The organism is Staphylococcus equorum (assembly GCF_029531845.1).
Classification (GTDB): domain Bacteria; phylum Bacillota; class Bacilli; order Staphylococcales; family Staphylococcaceae; genus Staphylococcus; species Staphylococcus equorum_C.
Map to the genome: position 1 here is coordinate 504,228 of NZ_JAMBPV010000001.1, position 22,735 is coordinate 526,962.

Sequence of the window (22,735 nt, forward strand, 5' to 3'; positions counted from 1 at the left end):
ATACATAGGGCTATTGAGCCATTCGTAAAGCACTTTTGAAAAAGTTTATACCATATATGCTGAGTAAATTGAAAAATAGTATTGAATATACACAGTATCGGTATATTTGCTTCATGTCAATATTAAAATGATTTATATAAATTATCATAACATCTATTACATGAAAGCATAATGTAAATCGTAAGTATTTATGAAATGACAACAATATAAGGCTGAAACATATATTATATGTTTCACTCTAAAAAACAGTGTGTTTGTCCGAAGTAGATTAAGTCGGCTAAAATAGTATTGTGTAAACAATAGACTAGCATGTTAAAAGGAGCAACAGTAAATGACAAACTTTAAACCATTGGAAGCGTACTTAAACATCAATGTTAATTATTATACTAAAACTGATTTAGAAACGTTGAACCATTATATTCACCAATATGTATTACATGTACCTTTTGAAAATATCGACGTCCAAAATAAGCAACCAATCGCGTTAGATGATGAAAGCATGCTTCGTAAAATCATTCAAGAACACAGAGGTGGTTTTTGCTATGAACAAAATAGATTATTTTATAGCTTTTTAAGGGGAAAAGGCTTTGACGTTTATATGATTTCTGCAACTATTAGTACTGGTGAAGGGTGGGCAATGGAAGGCTCTCATATGGCTTTGGTTGTACGTTTGAACCATCATAAATATCTGGTCGATGTTGGTTATGCGGATGTACCTAAGAAAGCGATACCGCTTATTAAAGATCAAAATGAAGTAATAGATGTAAATGGTACGTATCGAGTTATACATATCGATGCGTATACTATTGAAATGCAAAAGTATAAAAAGGATGATTGGGAAACGCAATATAGAGCAATTGATACATCTAAAACACTCAAAGATTTTGCAGCGGGAATTGAATTTAACCAACATCATCCAGACTCTATTTTTGTTCGAAAATTATTGGTTAGTAAAGCCAAAACATATGGCAGAGTTACATTATCTAATGCACATTTAACGATGACAAACGAGGAGGGAGTTCAAAAATTTCCAGTAACTCAAAACAATTATCAAACATTATTAAGTGATTACTTTGGTATAAAGGATATCCAGATTCAAACTTTTAAAAAGTATTAAATGAATAGAGAATTATGGGAAAATTTATAATGTGAGTAGTTCTTGTTTGTAATGTGAATGTCATACAAATAATATACTAATACACAACTTTAAGTTGTATAATAATATAGTGAGCAATGAATGATAAAATGTAAAAAGAAATATTGGGAGGTTTACATAAGTGCGTAAAAAAATAATTGCAACTGTAATAGGGACAAGTGCGATAGCAGCAGTAACTTCAGCAAATGCTGATGCTGCAACAACTTATAAAGTTAAGAGTGGGGATTCCCTGTGGTCGATCGCGAATAAATATGATATTTCAATTTCAAAATTGAAATCTTTGAATAATTTGACGTCTAACGTTATTTTTCCTAACCAAACATTGAAAGTTTCTGGTTCAACAAGTACATCAACGACTACATCGTCAGGGTCAACATATACAGTGAAATCTGGAGATACGTTATCAGGTATTGCTGCTAAACACGGTACGACTTACCAAAAAATCATGAGTTTAAATAATTTATCAAACACGAACATTTATCCGGGACAGAAGTTGAAGGTATCGGGAACAGCTTCAACTGGTGGTTCAAGTTCATCAGGTGGGTCGAGCAGCGGCAGTACAACAACATACACAGTGAAATCAGGCGATTCATTATCAGCAATCGCTGCAAGGTATGGCACGACTTACCAAAAAATCATGAGTTTAAATGGTTTATCAAACACTAATATTTATCCGGGACAGAAGTTGAAAGTTTCAGGGACGACTTCAACTGGTGGGTCTGGCTCATCAGGATCTACCGGTTATAACACACCAATCTTCAACCATTCTAATTTATATGATTGGGGCCAATGTACATGGCACGTATTTAACAAACGTGCACAAACTGGTAAAGGTATTAGTACATATTGGTGGAATGCTAATAGTTGGGATACTGGTGCTGCAGCTGATGGTTATACAGTTGACCATAAGGCAACAGTGGGGTCTATTCTACAATCTGACCAAGGTTATTATGGTCATGTTGCATTTGTAGAATCTGTTAATTCTAACGGTAGTATTACTATTTCAGAAATGAATTACGGAGCGTCACCAGGGATTGTAACTTACAGAACGATTCCTGCGTCACAAGTAAGTTCATATAAATATATACACTAATTTAAAAAGTGCCTCTGATGTATTTTAAAACGAATACGTTAGAGGCACTTTTATGTTGTTATAAATAGAAAAACTGCCAACAGAGCGCGTGCCACTGCCGGCAGTTTAATTTTATGTTAATTAATGGGGAAACTATTTTTAATACAGAAAAAGACAAATTAAGCTTCTTTACGTATAGATTGTACACGTTTAACAGTCGTGAATAATGTGCTAGCTGCTGTGAAAGTTGAAAATACTTTAACGAATTTACGTGGTGATTTTAATGCTGTATAAAAATCGAGTGCGGCTCCTGCACCTGTGATTGCCATGCTAGCGTAAAGTAATTTTTTGTTTTTTGATTGATAGGCATACCAGTTGAAACCTTCTACGGCAATGCCTACAAAATTGATTGTGTTAGAAATACGATTAATTCTTGGTTTTTTAGCCATTTTTATTGTATCCTCCATTTTGAATATAAGTATAGTGTTCAATATGATAACATTTTATGAGTTGATTGTTATGTTCAATACTGTGATGTTGCTCTAAATGAGATGTTCTCGAATAATAAAATATGATAACATAAGCGCAGTTAGTATGAAAATGGTACGATTATTTCCGTATAAAAAATAAATGAAATACGTTTGGAGTGCGTAGTTATGATTAAATGTGTTTGTTTAGTTGTTGAAGAAAATGACGAATTACTACTAGTACAAGCTAGAAATAGAAAGAAATATTATTTTCCAGGCGGTAAAATAGATGGTGAGGAAACTTATAAACAAGCATTACAGAGAGAGTTGAAAGAGGAACTTCAAGTTGATGTACCGGAAAAGTCGCTCATTTATATGGATACAGTTATTGGAGATGCTTATCCACAGAACAATGAGCAGACAGAACTGAATTGTTTCTACACAACAGAGCAGATAGATTGGTCCAATGTTGAAACTGACCAAGAAATTACAGATATAAAATGGATACATAAGTTAGAGTATAATAAAATTGCACCCGCTGTAGTGACTTGGATCAATGAACAATTAGCAGATATATGCATGATTCCATATCGTACAGAACTGGTTTCAGATATTGAACAAATCACTATGACGCCAGAAGACTGTCAATTTACTAAAACGCCAAAAGTGAACATTGAACTTGCACAATACGATTCGGAACGTCATCCTGTACTCGTTTACAATGATGAGCAACAATGTATAGGTTTTTTTACACTGCATGAAGGCGCAGGCGTAGCACCGTATTCATTAAATGAAAATGCAATGTTTTTCAGGTCTTTTAGTGTGGATGCACACTACAGAGGGCGTGGTTATGGAAAACAAATTATTCAAGCATTGCCAGAATATATACATCATCACTTTCCAAATATCGATGAAATTTGTCTAGCGGTCAATGATAATAATGAAGTGGCTCAAAATTTATATCAACAGTGTCATTATAAGGAAGTAGGTGAAACCTTATTAGAGGATAGGCCTGTCTATATCATGCAAAAACAAATATAATTATGTAAAAAATGCGTCATAAAAATTAACACGCTACGTTAATTTTTATGACGCATTTTTGCTATCCATTTTGACCGAGGGTATGATTTTGACCAAAGGAGTGATTTGGATGAATATGAATGATACTTTGTTTTTATTTTTGTGTACATTGCTAGTATGGTTAATGACGCCTGGGTTAAGTTTATTTTATGGTGGTCTTGTACAATCTAAAAATGTTTTGAATACAGTTATGCAAAGCATGTCCGCAATTGTTGTTGTGACATTTGCATGGGTTATTTTAGGGTTTAGTCTGAGTTTTGGTTCTGGAAAGATATTTTTAGGCGGTTTAACGTATTTTGGTTTAAAAGAAGTCGGGTTCAATACCCAAGCGGATATCGCTACACATATTCCTCTAGCACTTTTCATGTTATTTCAATTAATGTTTTGTACAATTGCTGTATCAATTTTGTCAGGATCCATTGCTGAAAAAATGAAATTCATACCCTATCTCATTTTTGTGTTTTTATGGGTTGTTTTAGTCTATAGCCCAGTTGCACATTGGGTGTGGGGTGGCGGCTGGATTGATCAATTAGGCGCGATAGATTATGCAGGCGGCACAGTAGTTCACATTACATCAGGTATATCAGGACTTGTACTAGCGGTTATGATAGGAGCTGGAAAAAACTTTGAAAAACGACCGCCACATAATCTTATTATTACACTATTAGGCGGCATATTGGTGTGGATTGGTTGGTATGGTTTTAATGTGGGCAGCGCTTTAACTTTTAATGATATCGCGATGACGTCCTTTGTGAATACTGTGCTCGCAGCAAGCGCAGGTTCACTTGGTTGGTCTGTTATGGAATATTTTATGAAAAAAACAACAAGTTTGATAGGAATGTTATCGGGAATGTTAGCTGGTTTAGTAGCCATCACGCCGTCTGCTGGTTTTGTAGATTATATGAGTGCAATAGTAATCGCATTTATTGGTGGTGTTAGTTGCTATTTTGCAATTAATTATATCAAAGTAAAATTAAAATATAATGATGCTTTGGATGCTTTTGGTATACATGGTATCGGGGGTATTGTCGGTGCAATTTTAACTGGTGTATTTCAATCTCATAAAGTAAATAACGAGGTCGTGGATGGGATGCTATTTAGTGGGAGTCTTCAAACAGTTTGGGTACAATTCGTCGCGGTGTTCGTAACAGTTGTTTTTAGTGGCGTATTGACGTTTTTAATTGCAAAAACAATAAAATTGTTTAGCGATATAGGTACGGATAAAGTTGAGGACGAAAAAGGTTTAGATTATGTTGTTCATGGAGAAAGTGCTTATTTTAGTGGAGAGATAAATAAATTTAATAATCGCTCATAATTAATTAAGGAAGATAAAAAGTAAAATAAAGACCACTCATCTTTTAATTAGTGTAGGTGAGTGGTCTTTATTTTAGTCTAGTGTTTTTGTAGTAGGTGGATTTGTTTTGTGTTCCTTTTTAATTAATAGGGAGGACAGCCAGGCTGTAATAGGGATGCTTATAGCAATGGCAATACCTCCTAGTAAAATAGAAATGAATTCTTGTGCAAATATTTTGGAATTGATGATGTGACCAAACGAATAATTTAATTTGAAAAACCAGAAAAATAATGTGAGTTGGCCTCCGAAATAAGCAAGATAAATCGTATTAGCGGATGTGGCTAAGATTTCTCTGCCCACACGCATCCCTGAATGAAATAGTTCTTTTTGAGTTAAATCAGGGTTGGTCTCACTTAATTCATACATTGGCGAACTAATTGTAATAGCTAGATCAATAACTGCAGCAATTACAGCAAGGACAATAGTGAAGACCATGAATTTAACCATGTCTATACCAATGTTCATTGAGAAAATGTACGTTTCATCCTGTTGTTCAGTTGTGAACCCTTGTAGGTTACCAATAGATACAGAAAGATAGATGGCTGCAATTAAGATCACTGTTGTTAGAATCGTTGCGCAAAAAGCTGCTTGTGTCTTGGTGTTATAACTATTAAGAACAAATAGGTTACACGCTGCGATAACGATACAAAAAACTAAGGTTACAAGATAAATAGGCGCGCCAAACATAATGATAATCAAGCTTATTAATAGGATGACAAAGTTTAAGAATAATGTCAGATAAGAAATTAATCCTTTTTTACCACCAAAAATAATCATGAGGATGAAAAGCATGATACCTAAAATTGTTATTGCACTCATTGTTTAGCACCTCGCATTTTGAACCATACTTGCATCAATAATATTGTGATAGGAATTGTTAAGACAATGCCTATGCCGCCTGTAATTGCCCGGGAAATTTCTAATGACCAATTCATAGAAATTGTGTAGGTAATCGTATTTGCATTTTTTAAATAAATAAGTAACATCGGCAAGCTCCCAGATAAATAAGAGAAGAGTAAAATATTGGTCATCGTCCCCATAATATCTTGGCCAATATTTCGCCCGGCAAGCGCCCAACGCGTCATACTAATATTGGGTGTACGACGTAGTATCTCAGTCATACCACTTGCAATTGTAATGGCAACATCCATCACTGCACCAAGTGACCCAATCATTACAGATGCGAGAAACACTTCTTTAGGCGGTAATGTTAAGAAACTCATCGTTTCAAATTTTAATCCTTCGCCACCAGTCATTTGAATCACTAATTGTGTTAACCCTACACATATAAACGTGCCAAGTAATGTACTGACAATAGTAATGAGCGTCCGCCATTGCCAACCAGTAACTAGCAGTAAGGTTAATATAGTAGATATGATGACTCCGATACTCATTAGACTGAATAAAGTCATGATTTGGAACTGGTTATGAATATAAATCGCTAGAATGACGACAGCAGTGTTAATTGCCAAAGATACAATGGATTGTAGTCCGATTTTTCTACCTACAAGAAGCACCGTTAATAAAAATAAACCTGTCATGGCAACTACGAGACTATCACGCTTTTTCTCTAATATATATGCGTCATTTGGATGTTTATCGATATGTAGTAAGATTTTATTATTTTTAGAAAACATTTCGCTATCTGCTTGTGATTCATAATATTCGTGTGGAATGGTTGCTGTTTGACCTTCGAATTTTCCATTTAAAATTTTAATTTTCAATGTTTCTGTATGTTTTATATCTTTATTATGATGGTCATCCGTGGTTTTAGATGTAGAGTTATTTTCAATATTTGTAATTTGACCAATAGGTGTATTGTAAAATTTAGCGTTTACAAATGTGAAAATAAACAACCCAATAAATATGATGCAAAACAGCAATAATACCCAATTGAAAGGGCGTTTAAGTAGTGCTTTGATTGGCATTGCTCTGTTTCAATCCTCTCTTTATAGACAATGCGATTATACGCGTCTAATACGTTGAATTCAAAGATTTATAGGTTTGTGTATAAACTTTGAATTAGTGATATGTAGTACTGCGACTTAACAATTGGTCGATCATTGAAAGCATTAAGCGAATGTCATTTTTACGATTGTCTTGACGCATCACACTACAAATTGTGCGCTTTAGCTCTGTATGTCCGAGAGAGATATCCACCCATTTATCAGGATTCTTCTCTAATAGATGATAGGAGGCTGTGATAATATATCCACGCTCTTTATTTAAAATATATTGTGCGAGTTGTGGATGCGTAATAGTACGGATTGGTCTTACTACAATATTGGCTAATGTTTGCTTGATATGCGTGGGTAACGGATAAAGCTCGTAAATTATTTTGTTTGAAAACTGAACTAGGGGTGGATGGGTTGCCATAGTAATTGGCGCATCTTTAGGGGCATAGATGTGGTAGTTTTCCTCGAACAAAGCATTTACTTTGAGTTCACGATTTTGTTTGATGTCATTCGATAAATCAGTAAAAGCAATATCAATTTGATCAGTGGTTAAAGCATTTAAAATTTCGCTTTCTTCCATTAAAATAGGCTCGACAATTGAATCACTTTGATTTTCGAAAGATTGTATTAATAAAGTGAGTACTTGCGAGATATAACTTTCGACATAACCAATACGGATTATAAAATGATTGGACTCTGATTGTTTGTGAAATAGACGGACAGTTTCGTCGAATTGGTCTATAATTTTAGTGGCTTCTGAAAATAATTGTTTTCCTTCATCGGTAAGATAAATATTGCGGCCTTCTCTATTAAATAATTTAACTTGTAATTCTTTTTCAAGTTGCGTTATTTGGCGACTTATTGCAGATTGTGCAATTTCCAATTCAAGCGCAGCTTCTGATAAATGCTCTCTTTTTGCCACTTCTATAAAGTATTTTAGTTGTTTGATTTCCATTGTATCCCCCCAAATTCAAAAACGTTCTAATAATTAGAATAATATCATCTATTTTATATATTGAACAGATTGATCAACTACTATATAGTTTACTTACTAATTTAATATTCAGAATTTTCGAAAAAGAGGTGAAGATCATGCTTGAATACAATAAGAAAATTGGCTTATATGATAGTCGTGAAGAACATGATGCATGTGGTATTGGCTTTTATGCCAATATGGATAACAAAAGGAACCATGCTATTGTCGAAAAATCATTGGAGATGTTGCGTAGGTTAGATCACCGTGGCGGTCTTGGTGCTGACAGTGTGACTGGTGATGGCGCAGGTATTATGACCGAAGTGCCTTACGATTATTTTTTAAAACAAACTGACTTTGAGTTGCCTGAAGAAGGTCAATATGCCGTTGGGATGTTTTTTACAAATGAACAAATTGCAGGTTCTCAGCACGAGGCGCAGTTTAATGCACACTTTGAAGCGGAAGGGCTAAGTGTAATTGGTTATAGAGATGTGCCTGTAGATATCAATGCAATTGCATCACATGTTGCTGATACCATGCCCTTTATTCAACAAGTATTCGTGGCGTTAAATGATGCTTCGCACGTAGACCGTAAGTTATTTTTGGCACGAAAACAAATTGAAAATTATGCGAATCAGCAACAGTTAGATTTATATTTTACAAGTTTGTCGAACAGAACAATCGTATATAAAGGGTGGTTACGTTCGGATCAAATCAAGGCTTTATATCAAGATTTGAATCATGAATCTTATGTTTCGAAATTAGGGCTTGTTCACTCACGTTTCAGTACGAATACATTTCCAAGTTGGAAACGCGCACACCCAAACAGATTACTCATGCATAACGGTGAGATCAATACCATTAAAGGTAATGTAAACTGGATGCGCGCTAGACAAGATGAGCTGATTGCAACTATTTTTGATGACGAAAAGGACAAGGTCAAAGAAATTATTGATGAAGATGGCAGTGACTCGGCTATAGTCGATAATGCTTTAGAATTTTTATCTTTAGCTATGGAACCTGAAAGAGCAGCGATGCTCATGATTCCAGAACCTTGGTTATACAACAAAGCTAACGATGCGAATGTACGTGCTTTCTATGAGTTTTATAGTTATTTAATGGAACCATGGGATGGGCCGACGATGATTTCGTTTTGTAACGGTGACAAGATTGGCGCTTTAACTGATAGAAATGGCTTAAGACCAGGTCGTTATACAATAACGAAAGATAATTATATTGTCTTTTCATCTGAAGTTGGCGTAGTTGATGTGCCTGAAAAGAACGTTGCTTTTAAAGGTCAGTTGAATCCCGGAAAATTATTACTCGTTGATTTTAACCAACATAAAGTCATTGAAAATAACGAGCTAAAAGCAAGTATTGCAGATGAACTGCCTTATGAAAGTTGGTTAAAGCAGTTCAAAGTAGATTTGGATTTAGAAAATGTGACGTATAAGTCATCCGAGTGGGATGATGCAACATTGAATCGATTACAAAAACAATTTGTCTATACGAAAGAAGAAATGGATAAATACATGACAGAACTGGTTGAAAATAAAAAGGATCCAATCGGGGCAATGGGTTACGATGTACCTATTGCGGTATTAAACGAAAAAAATGAAACACTTTTTAATTATTTCAAGCAATTATTCGCTCAAGTAACGAATCCGCCTATTGATGCTTATCGTGAAAAAATTGTCACGAGTGAGTTAGCTTATTTAGGCAGTGAAGGGAATTTGTTAAATCCTGATGAGAACGTATTAAATCGAATTCAGCTTAAGCGCCCGGTAATGACAGAAGCGCAACTTGAGGAAATTGAACAGAGTAGATTTAACGTAAGACATCTATCAACAGTTTATAAAGATGATTTAGAAGCAGCATTAGACGCTTTAGGGGGTAAAGCGATACTCGCTGTTAAAGAAGGTAGTGAAATTTTAGTCATAGATGATCGTACACTTGTAACGGAAAATGGTTATGCAATGCCTATATTGTTGGCGGTGAGTCATATTCATCAATTGCTTATACGAGAAGGTTTACGTATGCGAACGAGCATTGTTGCTTTGTCGGGCGAAACAAGAGAAGTGCATCACGTTGCATGTTTATTAGGTTATGGTGCGAATGCGGTTGTGCCGTATTTAGCACAACGTACGATTGAACAAATGGTCTTGAACCAAAGTTTAGAAGGGGATATTTCTGAAAATGTTCAAACCTATACACACACCTTGTCGGAAGGTGTCATCAAAGTGATGGCTAAGATGGGTATTTCTACAGTACAAAGTTATCAAGGGGCACAAATTTTTGAAGCTGTAGGACTTTCAAATGAAATTGTAGACAAATATTTTACTGGCACACAGTCCAAGTTATCTGGTATAACGATGGATTTAATTGATAAAGAAAACAAAGCGAGACAAACACCTGAGAGTAAGTACATTGAATCAGGCAGCACGTTTCAATGGCGGAAACAGGGACAACATCACGCGTTTAATCCAACATCGATACACTTATTACAACATGCATGTCGTTTAAATGATTATGAAAAATTCAAAGCATTTTCAAACGAAGTTAATCATAAGAGAACAGACCATATTCGTCATTTGATGGAATTTAAAAAGCAGGAGTCAATAGATATCGATAAAGTTGAACCTGCGAATGAAATTGTGCAGCGTTTCAATACTGGAGCGATGAGTTATGGTTCAATTTCAGAAGAAGCACATCAAACGCTTGCGGAAGCAATGAATCAAATGGGCGGTAAAAGTAATAGTGGCGAAGGTGGCGAAAATCCTGAACGCTTTATTATAGATGAAGCAGGTCGAAATCGTTCAAGTGCCATTAAACAAGTTGCTTCAGGACGTTTTGGAGTAACGAGTGATTACTTACAGCATGCAAAAGAAATACAAATTAAAGTTGCGCAAGGCGCTAAACCAGGGGAAGGCGGACAATTACCAGGTACGAAAGTATATCCGTGGATTGCGGAAGTAAGGGGTTCTACACCAGGTATAGGCTTAATATCACCACCGCCACATCACGATATTTATTCAATAGAAGATTTAGCACAATTAATTCATGATTTAAAAAATGCGAATAAAGATGCAAATATTACAGTTAAACTTGTTTCTAAAACGGGCGTCGGCACCATTGCGGCAGGTGTCGCTAAAGCATACGCTGATAAAATCGTCATCAGTGGCTACGATGGGGGGACAGGTGCATCACCTAAAACAAGTATTCAACATGCAGGTGTGCCATGGGAAATTGGTCTATCAGAGACGCATCAAACTTTAATGATGAATGGCTTAAGATCAAGAGTGAAAGTGGAAACGGATGGAAAACTACTAACAGGTAAAGATGTAGCTTATGCATGTGCATTAGGTGCAGAAGAATTTGGCTTTGCTACGGCACCATTAGTAGTTATGGGATGTATTATGATGCGCGTATGTCATAAAGATACATGTCCAGTAGGTATCGCTACACAAAACCAAGATTTACGTGCGTTATTCAATGGTAGAGCAGACCATGTAGTTAATTTCATGCATTTTGTAGCAGAAGAATTAAGAGAAATATTAGCTGAACTCGGCTTAAAATCAGTCGATGAATTAGTAGGGAGAACGGATTTATTACAAAGAAGTAGCCAGTTATCATCACAACGCTCTAAAGCAGCTACTATGAATATTGAAGCGTTGTTGTATCAACATGAAGGTGAAAGAATTAATAAAATAAAACAAAATCATCATTTAGATGAAGGGTTTGATTTAACGAGATTGTATCCTGAGGCACAAATGGCTATAGAAAAAGGTGAGTCATTTACAGGTAAATATAAATTGAAAAATGAACAAAGAGACGTAGGGGTAATCACTGGTAGTGCAATTACTAGAGTACATGGATCAGAAGGTTTGCCTGAAGACACGGTTTATGCACAAACACAGGGTCATGGTGGACAAAGTCTAGCAGCATACACGCCTAGTGGATTAACAATTCATCATACAGGTGATGCAAATGATTACGTTGGTAAAGGGTTATCTGGTGGTAAGATTATTGTGAAGGCGCCGAACAAATACCGTGAAAATGAAATTATTATTGGCAATGTTTGTTTTTACGGTGCATCCCATGGTAAAGCGTATATTAACGGTAAGGCAGGAGAACGTTTCTGTATCCGTAATAGTGGTGTGCAAGCAGTCGTCGAAGGCATTGGAGACCACGGGCTTGAATATATGACTGGCGGACGTGTCGTTATACTTGGAGAAGTAGGTAAAAACTTTGGCCAAGGTATGAGTGGCGGTGTGAGTTACATTTTCCCATCAGACGTAGAAGGTTTTAAACAAGAACATAAATTAGATAGTCTGGATTTCGATACGATTAGTGTGAAAGCAGAGCGTGAAATTTTGAAGGATATGCTACAAGATCATGTTAAGTATACGCAAAGCACAAAAGCACAAGCTATTTTAAATGATTTTGAAAATGTGGCACAAAAAGTAGTTAAAGTAGTTCCGAAAGATTATAAATTAATGATGCAAAAAATAGAATTACAAAAACGTGAATCAAGTGAGTTAGATGAAGCTTTATTGAATGCATTTAATGATAAACGTACAAGTCTAGCATCAGAACAACAACAGACTGCCGTATATTAACCATAAAGGGGGATTTGTCATGGGCGAATTCAAAGGATTTATGAATTATGACAAACAACAATTGGATGAATTGTCATTGGTTGAACGTATAAGTAATCACGATGCTTTTCAACAAAGGTTTACTAAAGATGAAGCAGCAGAACAAGGTGCGCGTTGTATGGATTGTGGAACGCCATTTTGCCAAACGGGAGAAACTCACGGGAAAGAAACAATTGGCTGTCCAATTGGGAATTATATCCCGGAATGGAACGATCTCGTTTATAGAAAAGATTTTAAAACAGCATATGAACGTTTGAGCGAGACAAATAACTTTCCAGAATTTACGGGGCGTGTTTGTCCCGCACCTTGCGAACAATCTTGTGTAATGAAAATTAATCGTGAGTCTGTTGCCATCAAAGGCATTGAGCGCACGATTATTGATGAAGCTTATGAAAATGGCTGGGTTAAAGCAACAATACCTGAGCAACGTCAATCTGAAACAGTAGCAATCGTCGGTAGTGGTCCAGCTGGGCTAACAGCAGCAGATGAACTGAATAAACTAGGATACAAAGTAACGGTATATGAACGTGCACATGAAGCGGGCGGGCTTCTAATGTATGGCATCCCTAATATGAAATTAGATAAAGATGTTGTACGTCGTAGAATTGACGTGATGAAACAATCAGGTATCGAGTTTATGACAGATACAGAAATAGGTGTAGATGTGAGTCGTGAGGAGTTAAATGAACGACATGATGCAATCATACTCTGTACAGGTTCACAAAATGCGAGAGATTTACCATTAGAAGGACGCATGGGCTTTGGAATTCATTTTGCAATGGATTATTTAACTGAACAAGGTCAATTTTTAAATGGAGAAATCAGCGATCTTGAGATTTCAGCTAAAGGAAAAAATGTTATTGTGATAGGCGCTGGTGATACAGGTGCTGACTGTGTAGCGACAGCGCTGCGTGAAAACTGTAAATCTATCGTTCAATTTAATAAATACACAAAACAACCAGAAGAGATTACATTTGATGAAAACACATACTGGCCATTAGCAATGCCTGTGTTCAAGATGGACTACGCGCATAAAGAATATGAGTCGCGTTTTGGTTTTGAACCACGTGCATATGGCGTACAAACAATGCGTTACGATGTTGATCGTATCGGTAATGTGAAAGGTGTTTATACTCAAATCCTTGAAGAAACAGAAGATGGTATGGTTGTTGTGGATGGTACAGAACGTCACTGGCCAGCAGATTTAGTCCTATTGTCTATCGGTTTTGTCGGTACGGAAACGACAGTCCCCCATGCCTTTAACATTCAAACTGAACGTAATAAGATTGTAGCTGATAATAAAGATTTTAGAACGAATCAACCACATATATTTGCAGCAGGTGATGCGAGAAGAGGGCAGAGTCTTGTAGTCTGGGCGATTCAAGAAGGAAGAGCTGTCGCAGATTCAGTAGATGCTTACTTAAAAGAAAAAGCACTTGTATAGTGCTAAAATTTTAATTGACTTTTGAAACGAGCTATAATATTATGAATAGTGTGTTTATTTGGAGGAATACCCAAGCCCGGCTGAAGGGATCGGTCTTGAAAACCGACAGGGGCTTAACGGCCCGCGGGGGTTCGAATCCCTCTTCCTCCGCCATAATATTATAAAATTAAGACTAATAAATAGAGTAGGCAAGTAATCAATCATGTATTGAGTGCTTGCCTTTTTAATTTGCTTTTTTAGGGAATTGCATATTAATTAAAAGATTTTAATGAAGTGTAGCTGGAATTATTATATAAAATCATGAAAATAACATTATTTTTTAAAATTAAAATGAAAGCCTTTACAATACTTGTCTATACAAGTTATACTTTCAGTGATGTTAAAAGAAAAAGGGAGTGAATCATCATGGCAGTTAAAAAGAAAGATGTACAAGATATAGTCGAAGCTATTGGGGGCAAAGACAACTTGGACACAGCGACACACTGTGTAACACGTTTGCGACTTGTCTTGAAAGATGATGATAAAGTAGATAAGGATAGATTGGGTGATAACGATTTAGTAAAAGGCCAATTTAAAGCTGATAATCAGTATCAAATTGTCATTGGTCCAGGCACAGTCGATGAAGTTTACAAACAATTTATTGAAGAAACAGGTGTAGGCGAAGCGTCGAAAGACGACGCGAAAGCTGCAGCAGCTAAAAAGGGTAATCCGATTCAAAGGTTGATTAAATTGTTGGGAGACATATTTATTCCAATCTTACCGGCAATTGTTACTGCTGGTTTACTTATGGGGATTAATAATTTACTTACGATGGAAGGGTTATTTGGCCCTAAACCGTTAGTAGAACAATTTCCTCACCTTGGAGATATCTCTAATATTATTAATGTAATTGCAAGTACAGCATTCATATTCTTACCAGCATTAATCGGTTGGAGTAGTATGCGTGTGTTTGGTGGGAGCCAAATACTTGGTCTAGTACTAGGCTTAATTCTAATGAATCCACAATTAGCTTCACAATATGATATTGCTAGTGGTAATATTCCTACTTGGGATATTTTCGGTTTAGAAATTAAGCAATTGAACTATGAAGGACAAGTGTTGCCGATTTTACTTGCAGCTTATGTATTAGCTCAAATTGAGAAATTCTTAAATAAATATATTCATGATTCAATTAAAATGTTAGTTGTAGGTCCAGTAGCACTACTGATTACAGGTTTCTTAGCATTTATAGTTATTGGGCCAGTTGCATTATGGCTTGGTACAGGAATTACAGAAGGCGTGACATTTGTCTTTGAACATGCTGGTTGGTTAGGTGGCGCACTTTATGGTTTGTTCTATGCACCACTCGTTATCACAGGTTTACATCATATGTTCTTAGCGGTAGATTTCCAATTAATGGGAAGCAGTCTTGGCGGCACATACCTATGGCCAATTCTTGCAATTTCTAACATTTGCCAAGGGTCAGCAGCATTTGGCGCATGGTTTGTCTATAGAAGACGTAAAATGGGGAAAGAACAAGGTCTTGCTATGACTTCAGGTATTTCAGGGTTCTTAGGTGTAACAGAGCCAGCATTATTCGGGGTAAACTTACCCTTGAAATATCCATTTATAGCAGCGATTTCAACATCTTGTGTGATAGGTGGTATTATAGGTGCAAGTCGTGTGCTGGGTAGCGTAGGCGTAGGCGGCGTGCCAGCTATTATTTCTATCCAAAAAGATTTTTGGTTAATTTATGCTATTTGTACACTTTTAGCAATTGTCGTACCAGCAATATTAACTGTTGTTCTCTCAAGATTTAGTAAAGAAGAAACAAAAGAAATGGTTGAAAAATAATTCAAGCTATATAGATAAGACAATTAAACTCGCTAAAATTGACTAGCGAGTTTCTTTTTTGAAAACAGTAAAAGAAAAGGTGGTAATTGTTATGGTACATAATGATTGGAGAAAATCAGTTGTTTATGAAATTTATCCAAAATCATTTAATGATACAACAGGTAGTGGAGAAGGCGATTTACAAGGTATTATTGAAAAGCTAGATTATTTACAATATCTAGGTGTGGATTACATTTGGCTAACGCCTGTGTATGAATCACCAATGAACGATAATGGCTATGATATTAGTAACTATTACAAAATTAATGAGAAATTTGGAACAATAGAAGATCTTGAAACATTAGTGAGTGAAGCGCATAAGCGTGATTTAAAAGTCATGATGGATATTGTGATTAATCATACATCTACAAAACATGAATGGTTTAAGCAAGCATATGTAGATAAAGAAAGTCCTTATAGGGATTATTATTTCTTTAGAAGATCAGCAGATAACCAACCACCGACAAACTGGGAATCGAAATTTGGCGGTAATGCATGGAAATATGATGAAACTACAGATGAATATTATTTGCACCTATTTGACGTAACGCAAGCTGATTTAAATTGGGATAATCCTGAGGTGCGAGACGCTTTATATGACATCGTTAACCATTGGATTAGTTTTGGTGTAGATGGATTTAGATTTGATGTGATTAACTTAATTTCTAAAGGTGAGTTTAAAGACTCTGAAAAAATCGGCAAAGAGTTTTATACAGATGGGCCACGCGTGCATGAATATTTACATGAAATGAATCGTCGTACGTTTGGAGATAAAGACATTATGACGGTTGGCGAAATGTCCTCAACTACAATAGATCATTGTATTAAATATACAAATACTGAGCGTCAAGAATTAAGTAGTGTCTTTAATTTTCATCATTTAAAAGTAGACTATGTCGATGGTGAAAAATGGACAAATGCTAAATTAGATTTCCATAAATTAAAAGATATACTTATGGAATGGCAACTTGGTATTTATGAAGGCGGCGGTTGGAACGCAATATTCTGGTGTAACCATGATCAACCTCGTGTCGTTTCACGCTTTGGTGATGACTCGTCTGAACCAATGCGTAAACAAAGCGCTAAGATGTTAGCTACTGTATTGCATATGTTACAAGGCACGCCGTATATTTTCCAAGGTGAAGAAATCGGTATGACAAATCCGAATTTCAAAACAATCGATCAATATCGTGATGTTGAGTCTTTAAATGCTTATCAAAATATGAAAGATGCAGGTTATGAAGAGGAAGAAATTATTACAATATTAGGACAAAAATCTCGTGACACTTCAAGAACACCAATTCAATGGACTGGTGCAGAGCATGCTGGCTTTACTACGGGTACGCCATGGATTGATATTCCAAATAATTTTGATAAAATCAATGTTGAAGCGGCTATTAAAGATGAAACATCTATATTACACACTTATAGACATTTGATTCAATTACGTCATGAACACGATATTATTACGTATGGAAGTATAGAACCTTTATACATGAAGCATAATGAGTTATTTGTTTATAAACGTCATTATAATGACGAAACGTGGCTTGTTATTGCAAACTTTTCAAATGAGCGCGTAACAATTCCAGAAGACTTGGCTATTAAGGGCGAAATTATTATCCAACACGGCGAAGTAACCAACGGATTAATTGATGGATTTGGCGCAATTGTAATCGCACAATAATTTATAAAAGGGCAGTGAGTGAGCGCGCATGACACAGAAAAAATTTATTACGATATATGAAACAATACGTACAGACATCATCGAGTCACGCATATCGTATGGCACTCAATTGCCATCTGAGCATGAGTTAGTAGAAACCTATAGTGCCTCTCGTGAAACAGTACGTAAAGCACTGAATTTATTGGTGAGAGACGGTATGATTCAAAAGATACGGGGTAAAGGTTCGGTTGTTATCTATCAAGGGTTAACAGAATTTCCTTTCGCAGATTTAACCAGTTTTAGAGAAGTTCAACAAGGGTTGGGCTTGCGACATGAAACTGAAGTCAGAGTACTTGAAAAGATAACTGCAGGTGAAGTGCCGAAAGTGCAAAAGGCATTAAATGTTCGACAAGGAACAGTATTGTGGCATGTTGTTCGAATTAGGAAAATAGAAGATAGAGTAAAAATCATAGATGAAGACTACTTAATAGAAGCGATTGTCCCGCACCTTACTACTGAGATTGCTAAAGCATCACTATATGAATATATAGAAGAAATATTAGATTTAGAAATTAGTTACTCTAATAAGTCCATTACGTTTGAGCCATTTGGAGAAATAGAACAAGAAATATTTGGCGATGTGGTGCCACCATATACAGCAACAGTTCGAGGTATTGTCCATTTGAAAGATACTACAATATTCCAATATAATATTTCGAAACACTTAGCTACAGAGTTTAAATTTAATGATTTTTCTAGAAGACATAAAACGTAAATTGTTTTATCGTAAAGATGACTATAATGTGAATTATATTATCAAGATATAGTATCTACGGTAGGTTATACTTGCAATCAGTCGTTAAATTATAGTATGATATATTTTGCCGTGCTAAGTGGGGAGGTAGCGGTTCCCTGTACTCGAAATCCGCTTTACGCGAGACTGAATTCCTTTGCTAAGGGTGTGTTTTTGTGAAGTCTGCCCAAAGCACGTAGTGTTTGAAGATCTCGGTCCTATGCAATATGAACCCACGAACCATGTCAGGTCCTGACGGAAGCAGCATTAAGTGGATTATCGTATGTGCCGTAGGGTTGCCGAGATTTAGCTAACGACTTTGGTTACGTTTGTGATACACATTCGAAGTGAAGGTGCACGGTTTTAAATTTTTAAATAATGAAATAAACTTATATAAATCCTGAGCGACGTATCTTTTGATAGCAGTCGCTCTTTTTTTATATTAAAATATAAGGAATACTTGATAGGATAGTGGTATCGTTTAAAAAATTGTACAAAGCCGATGTTGTTGAGTCGAATTTTTAAAATTAAACGCTACAGGGGGATGTCAATGCAAATATACTTAAGTACTTTAACTGAAAATGATTATGATACAAGTTTAGAAACAATAAAATCTGCGTTTGAAGATGGAGTTGAATCAAAGCATGATGAACAAGAGTTAGTTGTGAAATTGAGAGAAACTTTAGAATATAACTATGAACTAGAAGTTGTCGCCAAAAATGATGATGGTGAAGTGATTGGTCATATTATGTTATCAGAAATCCAAATCCTTAATGAAGAAACAAGTTTTACTGCATTAGCATTAGCGCCATTATCTGTTTTAACAGCATATAGAAACATGGGACTGGGAAAAGCTCTCGTGCAAGCAGCAGAAGAGCGAGCAAAAGCGCAAGGTTATACTACAATCATTGTTTTTGGGGCCCCAGAATATTACAGCAAATTAGGTTATGAAGAATCGGAGCAATACAATATATATAGTCCATTTGATTTACCTTCAAAAAAATTCATGGTCAAATTCCTTTGGGAACAGCTAACAGAGCAGCCTAATGGGACAGTAGTTTATCCAGAATTTTTTAATTGATATTCAAAGTATAAAGTACAATGCTATAATAGTTGATGAATGCTATTGGAGGTGCGAAAGTGAATTATCAAGCTTTATATAGAATGTTCCGACCGCAAAGTTTTGAAGACGTTGTGGGCCAGGAGCATGTAACTAAGACACTACGTAATGCGATTGCTAAAAGTAAACAATCTCATGCTTATATATTTAGCGGGCCTAGAGGGACAGGTAAAACGAGCATTGCAAAGGTATTTGCAAAAGCCATAAACTGTCTTGAACGTACCGATGGTGAACCTTGTAATGAATGTGCAATATGTAAGGGTATCACGCGTGGCACAAATTCAGATGTCATTGAAATTGATGCTGCAAGCAATAATGGTGTAGATGAGATAAGAAACATTAGAGATAAAGTTAAATATGCACCTAGTGAATCGAAATTCAAAGTATATATTATAGATGAGGTACACATGCTAACAACGGGTGCTTTTAATGCGTTGCTTAAAACCTTAGAAGAGCCACCAGCACATGCGATATTTATATTAGCAACAACAGAACCTCACAAAATACCTCCGACGATTATTTCAAGATCACAAAGGTTCGATTTTAAAGCAATTAGTGAAGATGAGATTGTTGAACGTTTGAAATTTGTAGCGAACTCACAAGAAATAGAATATGATACTGCTGCATTGGAATTTATTGCGAAGGCGTCAGAAGGTGGTATGCGTGATGCGTTAAGTATTATGGATCAGGCCATTGCTTTTGGAGATGAGCATCTTACATTACAAGATGCACTGAATGTAACTGGTAGTGTAGATGCCAGTGCTTTAAATGAATTGCTTAAAGAAGTAGTTCAAGGCGACGTAAAAAGCGCTTTTTCAACTTACCACCAATTCATATCACAAGGGAAAGAAGTCAATCGTTTGATTAACGATATGATTTACTTTGTAAGAGATACGATTATGAATAAGACTTCTAATGTAGAAACTGAATATGATGCGCTAATGCATTTTGATTTAGATGTTCTTTACAAAATGATTGATATCATCAATGATACGCTCGTATCGATTCGATTCAGTGTAAACCAAAGTGTACATTTCGAAGTATTACTAGTTAAAATCGCTGAAATGATAAAAGAGAAACCCGAGAGCGTTCAAACTGTAGCAACTACAGGTATTGCTGCTGAACCTAACAATGATGTTTTGTTGCAAAGAATGGAACAGTTAGAAAGTGAATTGAAGACAATAAAAGCGCAAGGTGTGTCTGCTAGCAATGCGCCTCAACAAACTAAACGAACTACCAACAAAGGTGGACAGTCTAAGAATGCTTTTTCTATGCAACAAATTGCTAAAGTGTTAGATAAAGCCAATAAAGATGATATTAAACAATTGAAAGATCATTGGGAAGAGGTCATTGACCACGCGAAGGGTAATGATATGAAACCTTTAGTGAGTCTCTTACAAAATTCAGAGCCTGTTGCAGCAAGTGAAACGCATGTTCTGATTAAGTTTGAAGAAGAAATACATTGTGAGATTGTTAATAAAGATGATGAAAAACGGGAAAACATTGAAAATGTTGTTTGTAAAATCATCGATAAAACAGTCAAAGTTGTAGGTGTGCCTGCCGATCAATGGCTGAGAGTTAGAACAGAATATCTACAAAATAGAAAGAGTAGTACATCAACAGAAGGTGAAAGTAATAGCCAACCCTCTGCTCCAGAAGCAGCGGAAGAAGTTGACGTTGTGCAAAAAGCTAAAGATTTATTTGGCGAGAGTACCGTAAACGTAATAGATGAAGAGTGATACATGACAATGAATAAAAAGGCATGTATAATGAGACGAAAGAATAATCATAATAATGATATAGAAGATTCAAGGAGGAAAAATTTATGCGCGGTGGCGGAAATATGCAACAAATGATGAAACAAATGCAAAAAATGCAAAAGAAAATGGGCGAAGAGCAAGAGAAATTAAAAGAAGAAAAAGTTCAAGGTACAGCTGGTGGTGGCATGGTTACTGTAACAGTATCAGGCCATAAAGAAGTACTAGATGTAGAAATAAAAGAAGAAGCGGTAGATCCAGACGACATTGAAATGTTACAAGACTTAGTGATTGCTGCAACGAATGAAGCTATGAATAAAGCTGATGAACTTACACAAGAACGCTTAGGCAAGCACACTCAAGGCTTAAACATTCCTGGAATGTGATCATATGCACTATCCTGAACCGATTTCAAAACTTATTGACAGTTTTATGAAACTGCCAGGCATTGGGCCAAAGACTGCTCAACGTCTGGCGTTTCATGTATTAGATATGAAAGAAGACGATGTTGTCCAATTTGCCAAATCTTTAGTGGATGTTAAACGAGAACTTACCTATTGTAGTGAATGTGGACATATAACTGAACAAGATCCATGTTACATTTGCCAAGATAAACAGAGAGATCGCTCAATCATTTGTGTGGTTGAAGATGATAAAGATGTCATTGCTATGGAGAAGATGCGTGAATATAAAGGTTTATATCATGTCTTGCATGGTTCTATTTCCCCAATGGATGGTATCGGACCAGAAGATATTAATATACCGAGCTTAATTAATCGTTTGAAAGATGAAGAAGTTAAAGAACTTATCTTAGCGATGAATCCAAACCTAGAAGGTGAATCTACAGCAATGTATATCTCGAGGTTAGTAAAACCAATTGGTGTTACAGTAACGAGATTAGCTCAAGGTCTTTCTGTAGGTGGCGATTTAGAATATGCCGATGAAGTGACATTGTCGAAAGCGATTATGGGTCGAACAGAGATGTAGTAAACTATTAAACCTATATATATGAACGATTAAAGCTACCTATATAGGTAGCTTTAATTATTTGTAAACAAAATTAAAAATATGTAAAAGAATTTAAAGTACGTGTAACAAGTATGTTCCAAGAGTTTGAAGATGATTTTTAGATATTTACTAGTTATAAAACGAACTTTAAGTAGAATGAATGTAATAAAGTATGTTTATTAGTGTTTAAAGGTTGTTGTGAGCGGGTTAGAGTGTAAATTTTACAGTTGTTAAAAGGTTTTTATGCGTGTATAGTATTACTAGTAGAGCGAAACAACATGACAAACACAACAAACACAAAAAAGAAATACGAAGCACAACGAAAATTAATTTTAAAAAGTTCTTGACTTTCTGAGTTAG

17 protein-coding genes, 1 tRNA gene and 1 other RNA gene are annotated in these 22,735 nt (G+C 35.8%); 15 read left to right on the forward strand and 4 right to left on the reverse strand.

From position 1 onward, the window contains the following. Nucleotides 1–331: 331 nt before the first annotated feature. The gene (locus M4L39_RS02225; protein WP_277580532.1) at nt 332–1,117 is read left to right on the forward strand and encodes an arylamine N-acetyltransferase family protein; all 786 of its coding nucleotides are present in this window, start codon (nt 332–334) and stop codon (nt 1,115–1,117) included. Between the two features lie 160 nt (nt 1,118–1,277). Then, entirely contained in the window at nt 1,278–2,249 is a 972-nt protein-coding gene (locus M4L39_RS02230) for a LysM peptidoglycan-binding domain-containing protein (protein ID WP_277580533.1), read from the forward strand. Nucleotides 2,250–2,407: 158 nt separating this feature from the next. Here the strand turns inward: M4L39_RS02230 and M4L39_RS02235 are convergent, their stop codons facing one another. Continuing rightward, on the reverse strand, nt 2,408–2,677 hold the full coding sequence (locus tag M4L39_RS02235; RefSeq protein WP_277580534.1) for a hypothetical protein: 270 nt from the start codon (nt 2,675–2,677) through the stop codon (nt 2,408–2,410). 207 nt (nt 2,678–2,884) lie between these two features. Between M4L39_RS02235 and M4L39_RS02240 the strand changes: the two genes are divergently transcribed. Together M4L39_RS02240 and M4L39_RS02245 are read left to right on the forward strand one after the other, a co-directional pair. Then, nucleotides 2,885–3,736, forward strand: a complete 852-nt coding sequence (locus tag M4L39_RS02240) for a GNAT family N-acetyltransferase (RefSeq protein WP_277580535.1) — start codon at nt 2,885–2,887, stop codon at nt 3,734–3,736. Nucleotides 3,737–3,845: 109 nt separating this feature from the next. Then, on the forward strand, nt 3,846–5,090 hold the full coding sequence (locus M4L39_RS02245) for an ammonium transporter (RefSeq protein ID WP_277580536.1): 1,245 nt from the start codon (nt 3,846–3,848) through the stop codon (nt 5,088–5,090). 72 nt (nt 5,091–5,162) lie between these two features. On the opposite strand, the gene M4L39_RS02250 is transcribed toward M4L39_RS02245, so the two are convergent. The 3 genes from M4L39_RS02250 to gltC all read right to left on the reverse strand — a co-directional run bounded on the left by M4L39_RS02250 (nt 5,163) and on the right by gltC (nt 8,039). Continuing rightward, entirely contained in the window at nt 5,163–5,948 is a 786-nt protein-coding gene (locus M4L39_RS02250) for a YibE/F family protein (RefSeq protein WP_277580537.1), read from the reverse strand. Beyond that, nucleotides 5,945–7,057 carry a YibE/F family protein gene (locus M4L39_RS02255; protein ID WP_277580538.1) on the reverse strand — a complete coding sequence of 371 codons (1,113 nt, stop codon included), beginning with the start codon at nt 7,055–7,057 and terminating at the stop codon, nt 5,945–5,947. The genes M4L39_RS02250 and M4L39_RS02255 overlap by 4 nt, the downstream gene beginning before the upstream one ends. Before the next feature lie 94 nt (nt 7,058–7,151). Further along, a complete protein-coding gene (gltC, locus tag M4L39_RS02260; protein ID WP_277580539.1) occupies nt 7,152–8,039 on the reverse strand; it encodes a glutamate biosynthesis transcriptional regulator GltC in 888 nt (295 codons plus the stop codon). A gap of 137 nt (nt 8,040–8,176) precedes the next feature. Here gltC and gltB point away from each other — a divergent pair, with 137 nt between their 5' ends. The 11 genes from gltB (at nt 8,177) to recR (ending at nt 22,354) form a co-directional block, all read left to right on the forward strand. Then, nucleotides 8,177–12,676 (forward strand): glutamate synthase large subunit, encoded by a 4,500-nt coding sequence (gltB, locus tag M4L39_RS02265; RefSeq protein ID WP_277580540.1) that lies wholly within the window; start codon nt 8,177–8,179, stop codon nt 12,674–12,676. A 19-nt stretch (nt 12,677–12,695) separates the two neighbouring features. Next, nucleotides 12,696–14,159, forward strand: a complete 1,464-nt coding sequence (locus M4L39_RS02270; RefSeq protein ID WP_277580541.1) for a glutamate synthase subunit beta — start codon at nt 12,696–12,698, stop codon at nt 14,157–14,159. 60 nt (nt 14,160–14,219) lie between these two features. Next, nucleotides 14,220–14,312 (forward strand) — tRNA-Ser (locus tag M4L39_RS02275). Between the two features lie 252 nt (nt 14,313–14,564). Beyond that, entirely contained in the window at nt 14,565–15,992 is a 1,428-nt protein-coding gene (treP, locus tag M4L39_RS02280) for a PTS system trehalose-specific EIIBC component (RefSeq protein ID WP_277580542.1), read from the forward strand. 91 nt (nt 15,993–16,083) lie between these two features. Then, nucleotides 16,084–17,718, forward strand: coding sequence for an alpha,alpha-phosphotrehalase (gene treC, locus M4L39_RS02285; protein WP_277580543.1), 1,635 nt, complete (start codon nt 16,084–16,086; stop codon nt 17,716–17,718). A gap of 28 nt (nt 17,719–17,746) precedes the next feature. After that, nucleotides 17,747–18,472, forward strand: coding sequence for a trehalose operon repressor (treR, locus tag M4L39_RS02290; RefSeq protein WP_277580544.1), 726 nt, complete (start codon nt 17,747–17,749; stop codon nt 18,470–18,472). A gap of 109 nt (nt 18,473–18,581) precedes the next feature. Further along, nucleotides 18,582–18,851: signal recognition particle sRNA large type (gene ffs, locus M4L39_RS02295), an RNA gene on the forward strand. A gap of 189 nt (nt 18,852–19,040) precedes the next feature. After that, nucleotides 19,041–19,571, forward strand: a complete 531-nt coding sequence (locus M4L39_RS02300) for a GNAT family N-acetyltransferase (protein ID WP_277580545.1) — start codon at nt 19,041–19,043, stop codon at nt 19,569–19,571. Nucleotides 19,572–19,630: 59 nt separating this feature from the next. After that, entirely contained in the window at nt 19,631–21,349 is a 1,719-nt protein-coding gene (gene dnaX, locus M4L39_RS02305) for a DNA polymerase III subunit gamma/tau (RefSeq protein ID WP_277580546.1), read from the forward strand. 86 nt (nt 21,350–21,435) lie between these two features. Beyond that, nucleotides 21,436–21,753: a YbaB/EbfC family nucleoid-associated protein gene (locus M4L39_RS02310; RefSeq protein ID WP_002484224.1), complete on the forward strand. Its 318-nt coding sequence runs from the start codon at nt 21,436–21,438 to the stop codon at nt 21,751–21,753. A 4-nt stretch (nt 21,754–21,757) separates the two neighbouring features. Then, a complete protein-coding gene (recR, locus tag M4L39_RS02315) occupies nt 21,758–22,354 on the forward strand; it encodes a recombination mediator RecR (RefSeq protein ID WP_277580547.1) in 597 nt (198 codons plus the stop codon). Nucleotides 22,355–22,735 lie beyond the last annotated feature (381 nt).

Excerpts from the sequence above, each read along its gene's own strand:
- M4L39_RS02245 (WP_277580536.1), top strand. The coding sequence starts at position 3,846 with ATGAATATGAATGATACTTTGTTTTTATTTTTGTGTACATTGCTAGTA.
- M4L39_RS02250 (WP_277580537.1), bottom strand. The coding sequence starts at position 5,948 with ATGAGTGCAATAACAATTTTAGGTATCATGCTTTTCATCCTCATGATT.
- treC (WP_277580543.1), top strand. The coding sequence starts at position 16,084 with ATGGTACATAATGATTGGAGAAAATCAGTTGTTTATGAAATTTATCCA.
- treR (WP_277580544.1), top strand. The coding sequence starts at position 17,747 with ATGACACAGAAAAAATTTATTACGATATATGAAACAATACGTACAGAC.
- M4L39_RS02240 (WP_277580535.1), top strand. The coding sequence starts at position 2,885 with ATGATTAAATGTGTTTGTTTAGTTGTTGAAGAAAATGACGAATTACTA.
- M4L39_RS02235 (WP_277580534.1), bottom strand. The coding sequence starts at position 2,677 with ATGGCTAAAAAACCAAGAATTAATCGTATTTCTAACACAATCAATTTT.
- treP (WP_277580542.1), top strand. The coding sequence starts at position 14,565 with ATGGCAGTTAAAAAGAAAGATGTACAAGATATAGTCGAAGCTATTGGG.
- gltC (WP_277580539.1), bottom strand. The coding sequence starts at position 8,039 with ATGGAAATCAAACAACTAAAATACTTTATAGAAGTGGCAAAAAGAGAG.
- recR (WP_277580547.1), top strand. The coding sequence starts at position 21,758 with ATGCACTATCCTGAACCGATTTCAAAACTTATTGACAGTTTTATGAAA.
- M4L39_RS02300 (WP_277580545.1), top strand. The coding sequence starts at position 19,041 with ATGCAAATATACTTAAGTACTTTAACTGAAAATGATTATGATACAAGT.
- M4L39_RS02310 (WP_002484224.1), top strand. The coding sequence starts at position 21,436 with ATGCGCGGTGGCGGAAATATGCAACAAATGATGAAACAAATGCAAAAA.
- gltB (WP_277580540.1), top strand. The coding sequence starts at position 8,177 with ATGCTTGAATACAATAAGAAAATTGGCTTATATGATAGTCGTGAAGAA.
- M4L39_RS02225 (WP_277580532.1), top strand. The coding sequence starts at position 332 with ATGACAAACTTTAAACCATTGGAAGCGTACTTAAACATCAATGTTAAT.
- M4L39_RS02255 (WP_277580538.1), bottom strand. The coding sequence starts at position 7,057 with ATGCCAATCAAAGCACTACTTAAACGCCCTTTCAATTGGGTATTATTG.
- M4L39_RS02270 (WP_277580541.1), top strand. The coding sequence starts at position 12,696 with ATGGGCGAATTCAAAGGATTTATGAATTATGACAAACAACAATTGGAT.